At 67.6% G+C, this 14,432-nt stretch carries 9 protein-coding genes and 4 pseudogenes; 9 read left to right on the forward strand and 4 right to left on the reverse strand.

Annotated features, from left to right (window positions below):
- Nucleotides 1-38: 38 nt before the first annotated feature.
- Entirely contained in the window at nt 39-512 is a 474-nt protein-coding gene (locus ACZ61E_RS21845) for an SAM-dependent methyltransferase (RefSeq protein WP_469701547.1), read from the reverse strand.
- Between the two features lie 88 nt (nt 513-600).
- Between ACZ61E_RS21845 and ACZ61E_RS21850 the strand changes: the two genes are divergently transcribed.
- Nucleotides 601-1,083, forward strand: a complete 483-nt coding sequence (locus tag ACZ61E_RS21850) for a hypothetical protein (RefSeq protein ID WP_469701502.1) — start codon at nt 601-603, stop codon at nt 1,081-1,083.
- A gap of 1,188 nt (nt 1,084-2,271) precedes the next feature.
- Here ACZ61E_RS21850 and ACZ61E_RS21855 read toward each other — a convergent pair.
- The gene (locus ACZ61E_RS21855) at nt 2,272-4,134 is read right to left on the reverse strand and encodes a CocE/NonD family hydrolase (protein ID WP_469701503.1); all 1,863 of its coding nucleotides are present in this window, start codon (nt 4,132-4,134) and stop codon (nt 2,272-2,274) included.
- Between the two features lie 484 nt (nt 4,135-4,618).
- Between ACZ61E_RS21855 and ACZ61E_RS21860 the strand changes: the two are divergent.
- The 3 genes and pseudogenes from ACZ61E_RS21860 to ACZ61E_RS21870 all read left to right on the forward strand — a co-directional run.
- A pseudogene (locus ACZ61E_RS21860) lies at nt 4,619-5,104 on the forward strand (alpha/beta fold hydrolase); the annotation flags it as partial.
- Between the two features lie 49 nt (nt 5,105-5,153).
- Nucleotides 5,154-5,315 (forward strand): annotated as a pseudogene (locus ACZ61E_RS21865) (MerR family transcriptional regulator); the annotation flags it as partial.
- A 297-nt stretch (nt 5,316-5,612) separates the two neighbouring features.
- Nucleotides 5,613-6,215, forward strand: coding sequence for a DinB family protein (locus ACZ61E_RS21870; RefSeq protein WP_469701504.1), 603 nt, complete (start codon nt 5,613-5,615; stop codon nt 6,213-6,215).
- Between the two features lie 1,030 nt (nt 6,216-7,245).
- Here the strand turns inward: ACZ61E_RS21870 and ACZ61E_RS21875 are convergent.
- Nucleotides 7,246-7,635: a hypothetical protein gene (locus ACZ61E_RS21875; RefSeq protein WP_469701505.1), complete on the reverse strand. Its 390-nt coding sequence runs from the start codon at nt 7,633-7,635 to the stop codon at nt 7,246-7,248.
- Nucleotides 7,636-7,767: 132 nt separating this feature from the next.
- Between ACZ61E_RS21875 and ACZ61E_RS21880 the strand changes: the two are divergent.
- The 5 genes and pseudogenes from ACZ61E_RS21880 to ACZ61E_RS21900 all read left to right on the forward strand — a co-directional run.
- Nucleotides 7,768-8,443, forward strand: a pseudogene (locus ACZ61E_RS21880) (transposase family protein); the annotation flags it as partial.
- Nucleotides 8,444-8,839: 396 nt separating this feature from the next.
- Complete coding sequence (locus tag ACZ61E_RS21885) at nt 8,840-9,253, forward strand: ATP-binding protein (protein ID WP_469701506.1); 414 nt, start codon at nt 8,840-8,842, stop codon at nt 9,251-9,253.
- A gap of 896 nt (nt 9,254-10,149) precedes the next feature.
- Nucleotides 10,150-11,104 (forward strand): IS5 family transposase gene (locus ACZ61E_RS21890; RefSeq protein ID WP_469701548.1). Its coding sequence is split into 2 segments (ribosomal slippage): nt 10,150-10,770 and nt 10,772-11,104, totalling 954 coding nucleotides; the frame shifts between segments, so codons are not numbered across the junction.
- A gap of 45 nt (nt 11,105-11,149) precedes the next feature.
- Entirely contained in the window at nt 11,150-11,656 is a 507-nt protein-coding gene (locus ACZ61E_RS21895) for a DUF6624 domain-containing protein (RefSeq protein ID WP_469701507.1), read from the forward strand.
- Nucleotides 11,657-11,769: 113 nt separating this feature from the next.
- Nucleotides 11,770-12,624, forward strand: a pseudogene (locus tag ACZ61E_RS21900) (IS630 family transposase); the annotation flags it as partial.
- 254 nt (nt 12,625-12,878) lie between these two features.
- Here ACZ61E_RS21900 and exaC read toward each other — a convergent pair.
- On the reverse strand, nt 12,879-14,402 hold the full coding sequence (gene exaC, locus ACZ61E_RS21905; protein WP_469701508.1) for an acetaldehyde dehydrogenase ExaC: 1,524 nt from the start codon (nt 14,400-14,402) through the stop codon (nt 12,879-12,881).
- Nucleotides 14,403-14,432 lie beyond the last annotated feature (30 nt).

The following is a 14,432-nucleotide window of genomic DNA, read 5'->3' on the forward strand; positions in this document are numbered from 1 at the left end:
AATGTCGCTGATCCATCACAGACCGCCAATCCTCATGACTATCTTTGCCTATCCGTTACGGTTCTGATGGGGTGCCAGGCTGAGCACGAGTTGCGCCGGTCGATCCGGCGGAGCCGCCCACCGCGTCGCCCGCCGGACAGGGAAGGCCACCTGCCCGGTGTCGACCGGCACCACCGCGGCCGACACAGCGGTCGTACGGACGCGGTGGCCGAGTCCGGGCATGGAGGCAGGATCTCCTGGCGGCGTGACGGCTTCCCTACGTCCGCGGACGCCGGGCCTTCCCCCTTGCTGCGGAGAGCCGCCACCTCATCGTGACTCCTCACCGTCGTGAGTAGCGCCGGCACGGACTGTGTGGCGCTGTCCCCCATGGGGCTGATGACGGCGCGTTCTCCGAACCGGGCGACGGCGCGCGCGTGTTGGGTGGGAGAGGCGTCGACGGCGTCGACACGGGCCCTGTGCTGCCGGGCGAGGAACGCGGCGTGCCTGCCGGTACCGGAGCCAAGGTCCAGGATCCGTTTTCCATCGAGGTCGCCGAGGGCCTCGGCCCGTTCATCAGCCGTTTATCCGCTCACTCGATACTTCTGCTGACCGCCTCGCCAGATGGCGCTCACGACTGTCGGTACTACAGGACACCACCTGCTGGTCGCGTTGAGTCGTGGCCAGCCCAGAGTGGTCGAGCAGGGGGAATGCGTGAGTATCCACAGGAAAATCAGCAGTCTCGTCGTCACCACGGCCGTCGCCAGCACGGCGCTCATCGGAAGCGCCTCCACCGCGAGTGCTGCCACCTGCTACGGGGGCGCCCACAACTACAGCAAGCCGGCCAGCTCGACATTCCTGCCAAACGTGGGCAACGGCCATTTCCGAACGACCAGCAACTGCTCGGACATCAACATCAAGACGAATGCCGACCGTTACATCAAGGTGTGCTTCGTTCCTTCGAGCGGCGGCGCCCAGTGTCAGGACGACTTCAAGCTGGCTCGTAGGGGTGTGTGGACGGTAATCGCCACCGACGTGAAAGACGCCACGAAGTTTGCCTTCTTCTTCGAGGCGACAGGGGTGTCCACTGGGTCCTGGGCGGCTTGACCGCCGAACGCCCATGGACTGGGCGGGGTTCCGAGCCCTTGCGTTCCCGACGAGTGCGAGCGCGTGAGTCACCACGCTGGCCGGATCAGTGCGCGGAGACCGCCGCCACTGTTCGAATCCGGGGCGATGGGTGGGGACGGGCTCAGTGTTCATGGTGTCCTCCGTCGCAAGTGCCCTCTGGCTGCGCACTCTTGAACTCACACGTTCGAGTGGTTGCCGACGTGCGGCACCCGATTAGCGGCTTGCGGGGGCCTTCCGCAGACCCGGAGCAGGAGTGGGACGGCGGGTGTAGTGGCGGATCATGTCCAGGCCCTGCTGAAAGGTCACCGAGGTCTCCGAGAGGTTGAGCCGCACGAGCTGGCCGCCGGGATACAGCGCGTCCCAGGCAGCGGAGGTCCCGCCGTGGACGACGGTCGGGTTGAGCCGCAGTCCCGTTCGCCCGCACCGCGCCACCCGGCAGGAAGGCGTCCTGCGAGGTGCCGAGTTCGGCGAACGCGGAGTTGGCCACACCCGAGGCCGACGCCGAACAGCTCCGCCACGCCCTCGTCGACTAGATCCGGGCCAACGGCCACGCCCGCACCCCCGCGGTCGAAACCGCCCTGCGTACCGTGCCCCGGCACCTGTTCAAGAGAGGTGCCACGGCCTTGGTGTACCGCCGCCTTGGTGTCCCACCGGTACTTTGAGCGCGTCTCATGTGGTGAGTTCCGCGAGCTTCTCGAGTGGCTGAGGGTGGTGGCCATGGCCAGGCTTCGCTCTGCCGGTCGTCGCGTTCACGTACGGGATCTTGAGGCCACGAGTGGCCCACGGCAGGCTCATGCCGCATGATTCACCCCGTTGCCGGGCGTGACGGTCACGCTCTCTCCGACCCCGCCCGTTCCTCGTACGGGCAGCCAGATCGCTCAGCGCCGCCGTGCCGCCGTTCGTCGTCGCGAGCGTGTCCGACGTGACCTCCGGGTCGAGGGTTCGGGGCAGACCCCGCGAACTCACCCCCTGCGCCGGAAACTTGTCCTGCCCGATCCGGACCGTGGTGCGGACGACCTCCGCCGCCGTCGCCCCCGGAACCCGCGCACGTACCGCCTCCGCAGCCCCGACGGGACTCCGGGCCTCGCCGCCGCGAGGACGTACGGCGCCTTCGTGCCCGACACGGCCTGCTCGCCCGCCGCATGGCTCGATGTCGGGCCCCGAGGGTCAGTGGCGTCCGATGGAAGGCAGCGTGAACGAGGGCGAGCCGACCGGGAGGTTCACCGTGTACTGGCGCAGATAGGTGTCCAGGAACGGTGCCCGGGCCCCGGCGGTGGCGCGGTCGTCGGCCGGGTTGTCCAGGGCCAGTTCGATCCGCGCGCGACTGACCTCGACGGTCTCGCCCGAGGGGGTGTCACGCCATGAGCCGGTCTGGATGGAGCCGATCTCCACCGCGAGGACGTGACCGGTCTTCAGCGTCCAGTCGGTCGCCTTGAGGTCAACCGTCAGCTTCCCCGGGTCCAGCAGGGAGACCTGCTCGTCGAACATGACGGCGGTGCCGTCCGGGGCGACGTCGTACAGCTTGACCATGACGTTGCCGCTGCCCTTGGCGGTCAGGGAGACCTGGGGGGTGCCGGTGACGCGTACGGCCTTCTTCACCGGCTTGGACCACACGAAGAAGCTGGACGTGGTCTCACCGGCCCTCTGGCGCCTCGCCTGGCCCTCGGCCAGGCCCTTCGGCGCGGCCGGGTCGAGCGCGGGCGCGTTCTCCATGTCCCACTGGCCGGAGGGCTGCCGCGGCTGCGGCACCGCTTCGTCGGACGGAGCCAGGCCCGCGCGCGCGGACGCGCCGCCGTCGTCGACGTACGTCCCGCCGCCGAGCGGAAGGGTGGCGGTCCGTTCCACGACGGGCCACGTCCTCTGGGCACGCCAGGTGCCGGTGGAGTCCTGGATCGAGTAGGCCGGATAGTCGACCTCAGGCTTGATGCCCTTGAGGTACTGGTCGTAGAAGGAGAGGGTCTCGTCGTACCAGCCCTCGCGCCCCATGGCCAGACGTCCGTCGCTGGTGCGGTCGCCACCCCGGACGTGGTCCCACTGGCCGAGCCAACCGCGCTCGGGGCCCCTGTGGTTGGCCAGGTACTCCTGCATCTCCTCGGGCTTGGTGTTGTTCTCGACGAAGCCCTGGGTGACGAACAGCGGGGTGTCGGTGTGTCGGGCCATCTTCGCCAGGTCGCGGGAGGTCCAGTGCTTGTCGCGTTGGTCGGCTATGCGGTATCCGGCTGAGTTCTCCGTGAGGCACTCCGGGTGGGTCTCCTCCCAGCGGGCGTTGGCCAGATAGCGCGCGTCGTCGTCCGGCATCTGGTCGAGCGTGGCGATGGAGTTGTACGCGTTGGCGGTCCCGGTGACGTTCGGGCGCGGCACCCCGTTGGAGTAGATGTACTGGTACATGTCCCACACCGGCTCTTGGGCCACGACGGCCTTGAGCGCGCGCTGGTCCAGGTTGTTGCCGATGAGGCCGGTGACGGCGTCGTACGACTTGCCGTACATACCGACCGCGCCGGTGGACCACGGCTGCTTCGCCGCCCAGTCGATGGCGGCCTTCACGTCGGCCTGCTCGCCCGGGCCACCCCAGTCGAGGCAGCCGGTGGAGCCACCGAAGCCGCGCAGGTCCACCATGACGAAGGCGTACCCCTCGTCGAAGAGGTCCGTGCCCTCGATGAAGTCCTGGAAGCGGGAGGAGGGGCCGGTGTGCGTCCAGTCCTCGACCCCGGTCTGTCCCGAGTGCCCGAAGTACGGGCCAACCGACAGGATGACGGGCACCCGCTTCTTCTTCTTGGCCAGCGCTTCGGGGAGCAGGACGTCGGCGTGCAGTTCGGTGCCGGAGCGGTCGGCGGACGGGAAGTAGCTCTGGGTCCAGACGGAGCCCTCCGGGACACGGTCGTTCTCCGCGTGCGTGACCGGGTCGGTCGCGGTGGCGACCTCGCCGGGCCGGTCCGGCGCCGCGGCGACGGGACCGGTGAGGGTGCCGCCCAACGCGAGCGTGATGACGAGTGAGGAAGCGGCCCAGATGGCCGAGCGACGTCTTTTCACATGCGTCTCCCAGAGTCGTGGATACGGCGAGGTGCGGCTGAACCGGTCGAGCGCGGCGGCCCTGAGCTGTCGTGGCCGGGGCGGGGTAACGGGTAACGGCACTCGTGAGTGGGGGAGTTGTGCCACCGGTCCGGTCGGAGCTGACGGCGTGGGAGCCTACGATTGTCGTTAAATCACGTCAATGCGGCGACTCTTCCCACGCCCCGCTCCCTAAGCCCTTCCTCGCAGGTCGGAGCGGTGCCGGACCCGTCAGGATCCCACCGGGGCGCGGCATGCCTCCCACCCCCTGTGATCCGTTACGCTTCCCCGGCCGGAGCCGTCGGTGGCGTAGGCGGCGGCGCCTTACTCCGTGGCAGACGCGGGGGCGACCTGCGAGCATCTGCGGATGCCCGTACTCGCCGACGAGTTCGGCCAACTCTCGTACACCGTCACCGGAGGCGGCCCACCCGTCGTCCTCGTGCACGCCGGCATCGCCGACCACCGGATGTGGGACGCGGTCGCGCCTCCACTCGCGGAGCGGTACACGGTCGTCCGATACGACCTGCGCGGCTTCGGCGGGTCCCCGCCGCCGGCCGGGCCGTTCAGTGAGACCGGTGATCTGCCGCTGCTGCTCGACCACCTCGGTCACGAGCGCGTGCGGCTCGTCGGCGCGTCCTGGGGCGGCCGAGTGGCGGTGGATTTCGCTCTCACCCACCCGGACCGGGTGCGGTCCCTGGCGCTGCTCGCCCCGCCGTGGCCCGGATACGACTGGTCGGCGGAGATGGTCGCCTACGACGAGGCCGAGACCGCCGCCCTGGCCGCGGGTGATCTGGACGAGGCCGTCCATGTGAACCTCGACATGTGGCTCCGCGGGCCGGGCCGCCAATGGCGCGATGTCGACCCGGCACTGGCCGGGCGACTCCGCGCTCCGGTACGGACTGCGCTGATGAACCAGCCGCCGTCGAGGCGCGCTCCCGAGGCGGTGCGGCGGGCGACATCGCCCGCCGCTCTCGCCCTCGCTTCCGTGCGCCCTCCCACTTTTGTGTTGTGTGTTCCTCTGTTTGCTCGGCGTCAGCACCGACACCGCCCGCCGCTGGGCCGACGCCGGCCGTGTCGCCACCCATCGCGACGAGGGCAGCCGACGGCTCATCGATGGCCGCGACCTCGCCGCGGTCTCGATCGAGATCGGCCAGTGCGAAGGTCCCTTCGCCGATCACCGGGTACGGGGCCGTTGCCATTGCCGCGTCGATTGCGGCCTCGGTCTCCTCCCGGTTGACGGAGCCAGGGGGTCGCTGAAGTCGACCGTCGGGCCAACTCCACCGATCACCGGGACGCACGGGGCGGCCGCCGGATCGCCGTGGACGTGCGCATCGAGGTGAACAACCACGGTTCCGGGCAGTTCAGGGCGCTGGCCATGGCCAGGCTTCGGCCCTGCCGGTCGTTGCGGTCCACGTACGGGACGTTGAGGCCACGAGTAGCCCGTGGCAGGCTCATGCCGCATGATCGATGAGTTCGCGAAGGACAACCTGCACAGGAGGCTGCGCCGGGACCGCGAGGCGCTGCTCTGGAAGCTGGACGGCTTGTCGGAATACGACGCCCGCCGGCCTTTGACGGCAACGGGGACCAACCTCCTTGGCCTGGTCAAGCACGTCGCCGGCGTCGAGGCCAGGTACTTCGGCGAGGTCTTCGACCGGCCGTCCCCGGAACCGCTGCCGCGGTGGCAGGACCACGACGGCAGCGATCTGTGGGCGGCTGAGGACGAAACGCGCGATCAGATCATCGAGTTCTACCGGCGCACGTGGGAACACTCGGACGCGACGATCGACGAGCTTGCCCTCGATGCCCCCGGCCACGTGCCGTGGTGGCCGCAGCCGCACGCCAACACGAACCTGTTCGCCGTCCTGGTCCACGTTCTCGGCGAGACCAACCGGCATACCGGGCACGCCGACATCCTGCGCGAAGGCGTCGACGGCCGAACCGGGATGCGCCCCGAGCACGAGATGCAAATCGATGAGGAAGCCCGCGCCGCCTACTGCGTGAAGATCGAGCAGGCCGCCAGATCGGCCGCATCAGTCAAGGCATGGAAGAGCTGCGCCACGTGACGTCGACGCGGCCTCCGTTCGCGCCCAAAATGGGGGTTCGCTGACCGGGTTCGGCGCGAACATGCACGACAGCCTCGCCCTCAAGCCGCTCATCCGAGGCATATCCGCCGTACGGTGCTGCCGTGGACCGCGGCCGCGCCGACCCGTCAAACTCCGCGCGAACAAGGCGTACTTCTCCGCCGAACAGGCCCAGAGACATGTCGACGGCTCTCCCCGGTGAACGCTTCCCGCGTCCATCCGTCCCACCACTCGCGCAGTTGTAGTCCGGCGAAATGGGCTATCAGCTCGATTTCCGACGGCCACACACCGGAAGGAATCGACGAGATAACCCACGCCGTGCTGTGCACGGACGGGCCAGTGCGGTCGCTGGTCGACCCTGGCACCTGAGCATCGTCGGGCCACGGCGCTCGGGCCTGGGCTTGTTCGGCCGACGGGCGATCAGGTTACGCGTCCGGTCGGTGAACCGGGGGTCAGGCAGCGGCACATCGAGGTGTTCATCGACGTATCCGACGGCGACAGGAAGCCACCCCGCTGGCAGCTACGCCGAATACACCGCAGCGGGGTCGCCGACAACGCTCTGACGCGCACATCCCCAACCATGGCGCTCCCCCGGCCCCCCACAACAGCAGGAGACCATCCGCCCGTGACCCCGGCCCCAGTAGCCGCTGAGCGCTCAACCAGGAATTTCTCTCGAGTTGAAAAACTTCACCGAGTGTCGCGCTGAAACCACTTGGCCGGAATTATCAATCCTGCGATCACTCCGCCCAATAGGCCGATACCGGCAGATATCAGAACGGACCAATCCGGGCCGTTACCAACCACTCGAGCAACGCTCAGCGAGATGATCCCGCCAAGCGAAAAACAAACACTGCTTTCTTGTGAAATTCTCTATCCATTTTCCCCTCGCACGGTAAGTTTTGCGAAGTCGACAATCGACGCTTTCAGGCGAGAGTCCTTGGCCGGCAGCGTGTCGTGGTACGCCAGCGGGCGGATTGCGCGACACCTGGATCGTGGCGCCCTTTCGCATGTCCTACCAGTACGTGGCCGGGCCCGTGATGACCCAGCCAGTGTCGGTGGGCCTGACCCAAAAGCCCAATGCCACCTCGATGATCTGCGCGTGGTAGATGATCTCAACGTAAACATGGCTGCCGGTGTGGCCCCAGTGAAAATCTGCGAGATTCAGTTCGCCAAGCCAGTACAGATCCTGCTCCCACCCGTCGGCAGGAGGACTTCCGGCCCCGTCCCCATCGGCGCTTGCTTCGACGGACCCGGTCCACAGCGACTTGAGCACATGATGGACCGGGTGGTGATCAATGAGCTGTTCGGCCTCAGGGATCCTTCCGGCTCGGAGCAGGCTGAAGTAGCGGCGAACGACAGCTTCGATGTCTGCCTTGGCAGGGTGCTCCGTCCAGATCCTCATCGCGAGATGATAACGAGCTCGGTGACCAAGCCTTCTTCAACCTGTCCCGTGCGTTGTCCAGTTGAGCCGACAACAGGGTGAAGCCCCTGGTAGATGGGTTTTCGGCCAAGCCTTATCCACCAGAAGCTTCGCATGCTTGCCTACCCGTCCGGCGTCGACGTGTCCAGCTCTTCCCTGCGCTTCTCGCACAGCATCTGCGCGGGCATCGCCGGGCGATCGGGTCTCGGTGGCGACGGCTGAGCCCGGGCCGCCAAGCCCTGCTCGCACTCGCCCACCTGCGGGTGGGGCACACCTACGCCCAGCTCGCCGCAGGCTTCGGCACCGGTACGACCACCGCCGATCGCTCCGTTGCGGAGACCGTCCACCTTTTGGCCGCCCTCGCTCCAACTCTTGCCGAGGCGGCTCGCGCCGCGTCGATGAAGGCGTTCGTACTGTTGGACGGCACGCTGCTACCGATCGACCGCATCGCTGCCGACCGCCCCCTTCTACTCGGGCAAGCACAGGAAATACGGCATGAACGTGCAAGTCCTCGCCGATTCCTGCGGCCGGCTGCTGTGGGTCTCCCCGGCCCTCCCCGGCCCTACCCGGCGCTGTCCACGACGTCCGCGCTGCCCACGAGCACGGCGTCATAGACGCTCTGGCCGCGGTTGGCGTCATGTGTTGGGCGGACAAGAGTTACCGCGGCGCTGGCGGAACCATCCGCATCCCGTACTGGGGAGGCAGGCACACCCTCTCCACAGGTCAGCAGGCGGTGAACCAGTCCAACGCGAAGACCCGCGCCCTGGTGGAAAAGGCCATGGCCCCGCTTCTGCACGGAACACGGCCGCCTACTCCCGTTCCGGTCAGCACGTCGTGGCGGGGGTGGAGTACCGGTCACCGACAGGCGATCGCTATCTGCTGGTCGCCTGCTCACGTGATGTCACCCGGCTGACTGCCGGCGGCAAGACGTCCACATGGCAAACACTTGTGGTGCGAGACGCCGACAACGACCAAGTGGAGGCCCGCACCCGTACCGGCCAGCTGCTTCAGCCCCCACAGGAGGAGGAACAAACGCGCTCCCCACGGTGAATCCCCACACCCGGGTGCGGGGAACAGTGCGGAGGGAGCCGGAAACAGTATCTGTGTCACCCGGCTCCTCTGCGGTGTCGAGCGGGTTAACGGGTACAAGAGCTGTCCCCGGATCTCGTCACCTGTGGAGGTATCAATGACGGATGACACAGCGCTGAGAGCAGTGGGGTGGGCGCGTTCACTCCCCGTGAGCAGCGGCGTGAAAGCGGCACGGGACTGGACGAGCGAGCACCTCAATTCCCTGGGCTGGCACGAGCGGGCTCCGGAAACGGCGTACGAGGTGCTGCTCGCGGTATCCGAAATGGTGACCAACGCGCATGTACACGCGCGCAGTTCGGCGGTGCTGGTACTGGCTTGGGATGGCGAGTGCCTCCATGTGACTGTGCACGACGACTCGCCTGATCTGCCCGCCCCGAGAGCTCCTTCGGAGGGCGCCCTCGGTGGTCGAGGCTTGTTCCTCGTCTCAGTGCTCGCCGACCACTGGGGCACACGTTCGTGCGCGCGCGGCAAGGATGTGATGGCCTGCTTCCGCCCCGTGGCTGTGGAATGAGCAGGCGAAACGGCTTTATTCGAGGTTTCCTCTGCAAGACGCCCCGATTGTTGATCCGGCGGATCACTCGTTCGACAACGAAGCGAGGAATTAGCGCCGACGGAGGGGTTACGTTCCTCGCATGCACCGTTACGACCTGATGGTTCTGGGCGCGCGTACCGGTAACGCTAACATCCCTCATCACCCTGCCCACGGGTCAGGAGGCGACAGAGTCGTATTCGATTGTGGTCAAGGACCACCTGCGCACAAGCGAGCGTCTCCCACTCCTGCATTCGCGCCGTGCGGGAGACCTTGAGGTAGTACCGGCAGCCGTCGGCGAGCACGAGCTCCCAGACCCGTGAGTTCACCGGCGGATCCGAGGCGTCCCGCATCTCGCCGATTGCCCCGATCTCTCGCTCTGCCCAGCCGCGCGGAACAGTGGGAGGAGCTTTCGCGTCGCTCATGCCCCCGCGCCTCGGTGACGTTGGCGATCCAGCGCGGCTCATCGCTGGCGTTGTCGGCCCGGTCGGGGAGTGTCTCGGATGCGATCAACGCCGCTGCGGCCGCGTACAGGATCCCTTCGATCACCACGCGATAGCCCGCATGAGTGCACCCGCCACGCCGGAATCCGACGGTGCCGGCGCCACGGCACCCAGAAAGTCAAAGCACACGACACCGCGCCCATCCTCCTCGATCGCTCGGGTACCGACGGCGTCCGGGGATCCTGGCTCGACACGGCATACATCAGCATCGCCCGAGCCCGCTCTCTGGCTGCACTTGGCGACTACGAGCAGGCCGCGGCGGACAGGAAGTACGGAGAGTGGATCGCTGCGGCGCATGGTGGGTTCCTTCGTCGGCGGTTCGGGCCTGTCCGGCGGATCATGTGGCTACTCGCGCTATGGCGCGTTGGCACGTTCATGAGGCGGGCAGATCTCACGAACGAGGAATGGGCCCGGATGAAGCCGCATCTGCCCAAGTTCGGTCAACGCGGCGGGTGTTGGGCAAGCGAGCGTCGGATCATCAACGGGGTCCTGTACCGGCACCGGACTGGGGTGCCGTGGCGGGATCTGCCTGTGAGGTTCGGCAAGTGGAAGACTGTGTACGAGCGGCACAGACGCTGGTCGGCGGACGGCACGTGGGACAAGATCTATGCGGCCGTCCTGGCTGACGCGGATGCCCAGGGCCGCATCGACTGGTCCATGGTGAGCGTGGATTCCGCCACCTGCCGGGTCCACCAGCACGACGCCGGGGCACGTGAGAAGCCACCGCGGCTGCCGGGAAAACGCACACCCCGGCAGCACCGCCCCGACAAGGGACCCGGACGCTCCTGGGGCGGCCTCACCTGCAAGATCCACCTCGCCGGAGAAGGTGGCTGCCGCCCCCCGGCCCTGCTGATCACCCCGGGCCAGTGGGGCGACGCCCCGCAGCTCATCTCCGTCATGGAACGCATCCGCGTCGGTCGGCTCAGCGGCGGACGCCCCCGTACCCGGCCTGACCACCTTGGCGGCGACAAAGCCTATTCCTCACGGCGCAACCGCCCGATACCTACGCAGACGGCAGATCAAGCACACCATCCCGGAGCCGAAGAACCAGCGGGCCAACCGCCAACGCCGCGGCAGCAAGGGCGGACGGCCCACCGGCTTCGACAAGACGGTCCACAAGCGCAGAAACGAAGTCGAGCGCACGATCAACGCCCTCAAGAACTTCCGGGCCGTTGCCACGAGGTTCGACGAGCGTGCCTACGCCTTCCAGGGCACCGTGACCGTCGCAGCGATCCGGCTCTGGCTCCGAGGGCAGATCCATTATCCCGGTGCGGCGAGGCGCCTGTCACCGTTCTCCGGAATGATCTTTACGCCCGATTTACACCCCTAGGCTTGCGGACGGACACAAAACACGGACCCCACCTGGGAGTTGAGAGTGGCCCACGACGTTGCCGCGCTGACAGCGGAACTCACGGACATGGCTGCGGCCGATCACCAGTTGGCAGCCCGCGCGAACAGCGACGACCCCGCCGAGCAACTGGCCTGGCGGCGACTGACCGCCCGGCACGGCGACCGGCTGGGCGAGATCATGGACGAGTACGGCTGGCCGACGAAGGAACTGGTCGGCGAGGAGGCCGCACGCGCGGCATGGCTCATCGCTCAGCACGCCGACCGGCAGCTCGACGTTCAGCGTCGCGCCCTCCAGTTGATGCAGGAGGCGGTGTCGACAGGCTCGGCCCGCCCGCGCGAGCTGGCCTTCCTACGCGACCGCACGCTGGTCAATGAGGGCCGCAAGCAGGTCTACGGGACTCAAATCGCCGGCGTGAAGGACGGGGCGCCGGTCCCATGGCCCTGTGAAGAGCCCGAGCGCATGGACGAACTCCGTGCGGAAGTCGGGATCCAGCCCTTCGACGAGTACGTCGCCCAGTTCTCCATGGCCTGACTCCCCCTCCCCGGCCGCGTCCGGTGGAACACTTCCTGGGCTCTCCCGCCGCAGGCAATGATCCGCCGGGCACTGCCTAGTGACCTGAGTCAGAGATTCGTCGTTGGTCGGGTATGAGTCGTCCGGGTCCGAAGATTCCGCCGTTGTCGGTCACTGATGCCCAGCGGGCGGTGCTGGAGGGCTGGTTACGTCGGCGCACGACGGCGCAGGCTCTGGCTCTGCGGTCGCGGATCGTGCTGGAGTGCGCCGAGGGGCACTCGATCATGGAGGTGTCCCGTCGGCTGCGGGTCGTGCCGGACACGGTCCGCACCTGGCGGCGGCGCTTCATCGAGCGGGGACTGGACGGTTTGTGCGACGACCCGCGGCCCGGCGTCCCCCGGAAGATCACCGATGCCGATATCGAGCGGGTGATCGTCAAGACGCTCGAGGAGACGCCGAAGAACGCGACGCACTGGTCGACGAGGTCGATGGCCGCGGCCACGGGAATGTCGCAGTCGACGGTCTCGCGGATCTGGCGGGCGTTCGCCCTGGCCCCGCACCGGTCGCAGACGTTCAAGCTGTCCACCGACCCGCTGTTCATCGACAAGGTCCGCGACGTCGTCGGCCTGTATCTCGATCCGCCGGAGAAGGCCGTGGTGCTCTGTGTGGACGAGAAGTCGCAGATCCAGGCCCTGGACCGGTCCCAGCCGGTCCTGCCGATGATGCCCGGTGTTCCCGAACGCCGCAGTCACGACTACGTCCGCGCCGGCACCACCACCCTGTTCGCCGCCCTCGAAGTGGCGACCGGGAAGGTGACCGGCTCCCTCCACCGCCGCCACCGGGCAGCGGAGTTCAGGAAGTTCCTGACCAAGCTCGACAAAGAGGTCCCGGCCGGCCTCCAGGTCCACCTGATCCTCGACAACTACGCGACCCACAAGACCCCGGACATCAAGAAATCGAGGTTCTCTTTCGCCACTACGCCAAGTTCCTTGACGGCCTTCGAGAGCAGGCGAACCGTTTCATCGAGCAGTCCATGAACGAGTGGCAGCGCGTCAGCCAGGGTGACGTACCCGAGGGCTGAACCGGGGGTTTGGTCCGTGACTGGTCCGGAAGCACTGGTCAGGAGGGGTGCAGTCGTGGGAGGAAATGGGAGTTAGCACGCAGGCCGGGCCCGGTCGAGAACGGGTTGCACGAAAGGCGCCTGACGGGTGAAAACCCAGGTCAGGCGCCTTTCCTCGTGCCTCTAGAAGAAGCCCAGCTTCTTCGGTGAGTACGACACGAGAAGATTCTTCGTCTGCTGGTAGTGGTCCAGCATCATGCGGTGGTTCTCGCGGCCGATGCCCGACTGCTTGTAGCCGCCGAACGCCGCGTGCGCGGGGTACGCGTGGTAGCAGTTCGTCCAGACGCGGCCCGCCTGGATGGAGCGGCCCGCGCGGTACGCGGTGTTCATGTCGCGGGTCCAGACGCCCGCGCCGAGGCCGTACAGCGTGTCGTTCGCCGTCTTGATCGCGTCGTCGAAGTCGCTGAAGGACGTCACCGCGAGGACCGGGCCGAAGATCTCCTCCTGGAAGACCCGCATCCTGTTGTCGCCCTCGAAGATCGTGGGCTGGACGTAGTAGCCCCCGGCCAAGTCGCCGCCGTGCTCGACGCGCTCACCGCCCGTCAGGATCTTGGCACCCTCCTGCCGGCCGATGTCCAGATACGAAAGGATCTTCTGGAGTTGGTCGTTGGACGCCTGGGCGCCGATCATCGTGTCCGTGTCCAGCGGGTGGCCCGGCACGATCGCCTCGGTGCGGGCGATGCCCGCCTCCAGGAAGTCGCGGTAGTGCCCGCGCTGGATCAGCGCGCGCGAGGGGCACGTGCAGACCTCGCCCTGGTTCAGGGCGAACATCGTGAAGCCCTCGAGTGCCTTGTCCCGGAAGTCGTCGTCCGAGGCCCAGACGTCGTCGAAGAAGATGTTCGGGCTCTTGCCGCCCAGCTCCAGAGTGACGGGCTTGATGTTCTCCGAGGCGTACTGCATGATCAGCCGCCCCGTGGTCGTCTCGCCCGTGAACGCGACCTTCGCCACCCGCGCGCTGGAGGCGAGCGGTTTGCCCGCCTCGGCCCCGAAGCCGTTGACGATGTTCACGACACCCGGCGGCAGCAGATCGGCGACCAAGCTCATCCAGAGATGGATCGACGCCGGGGTCTGTTCGGCCGGTTTGATGACGACGGCGTTGCCCGCCGCCAGCGCGGGGGCCAGCTTCCATGTCGCCATCAGGATGGGGAAGTTCCACGGGATGATCTGCGCGACCACGCCGAGCGGCTCGTGGAAGTGGTACGCGACGGTGTCGTCGTCGAGCTCGCTCAGCGTGCCCTCCTGGGCCCGCAGCGCGCCCGCGAAGTAGCGGAAGTGGTCGATGGCGAGCGGGATGTCGGCGGCGAGTGTCTCGCGCACCGGCTTGCCGTTCTCCCAGCTCTCGGCGACGGCCAGTTCCTCCAGGCTCGCCTCCATACGGTCGGCGATCTTGTTGAGGATGCCCGCGCGGGTCTCGGCCGACGTCCTGCCCCAGGCCGGAGCGGCGCCGTGGGCCGCGTCCAGCGCGCGTTCGACGTCGGCGGCGGTACCTCGGGCGATCTCGGTGAAGGGGCGGCCGTCGACCGGGCTCGGGTTCTCGAAGTACTTGCCCTGGGCCGGCGGGACGTACTCGCCACCGATCCAGTGGTCGTAGCGGGACTCGTACGAGACGATCGCGCCCTCGGTGCCCGGCGCTGCGTATCGGGTCATCTCTGTGGCCTCCCGGTGAGGGTGCCGCCC

This window comes from Streptomyces sp. NPDC104581 (genome assembly GCF_055583685.1).

Coding starts and splice junctions, on each gene's coding strand:
- ACZ61E_RS21850 (WP_469701502.1), top strand. CDS start 601: ATGGCGCTCACGACTGTCGGTACTACAGGACACCACCTGCTGGTCGCG.
- ACZ61E_RS21870 (WP_469701504.1), top strand. CDS start 5,613: ATGATCGATGAGTTCGCGAAGGACAACCTGCACAGGAGGCTGCGCCGG.
- ACZ61E_RS21875 (WP_469701505.1), bottom strand. CDS start 7,635: ATGAGGATCTGGACGGAGCACCCTGCCAAGGCAGACATCGAAGCTGTC.
- ACZ61E_RS21885 (WP_469701506.1), top strand. CDS start 8,840: ATGACGGATGACACAGCGCTGAGAGCAGTGGGGTGGGCGCGTTCACTC.
- exaC (WP_469701508.1), bottom strand. CDS start 14,402: ATGACCCGATACGCAGCGCCGGGCACCGAGGGCGCGATCGTCTCGTAC.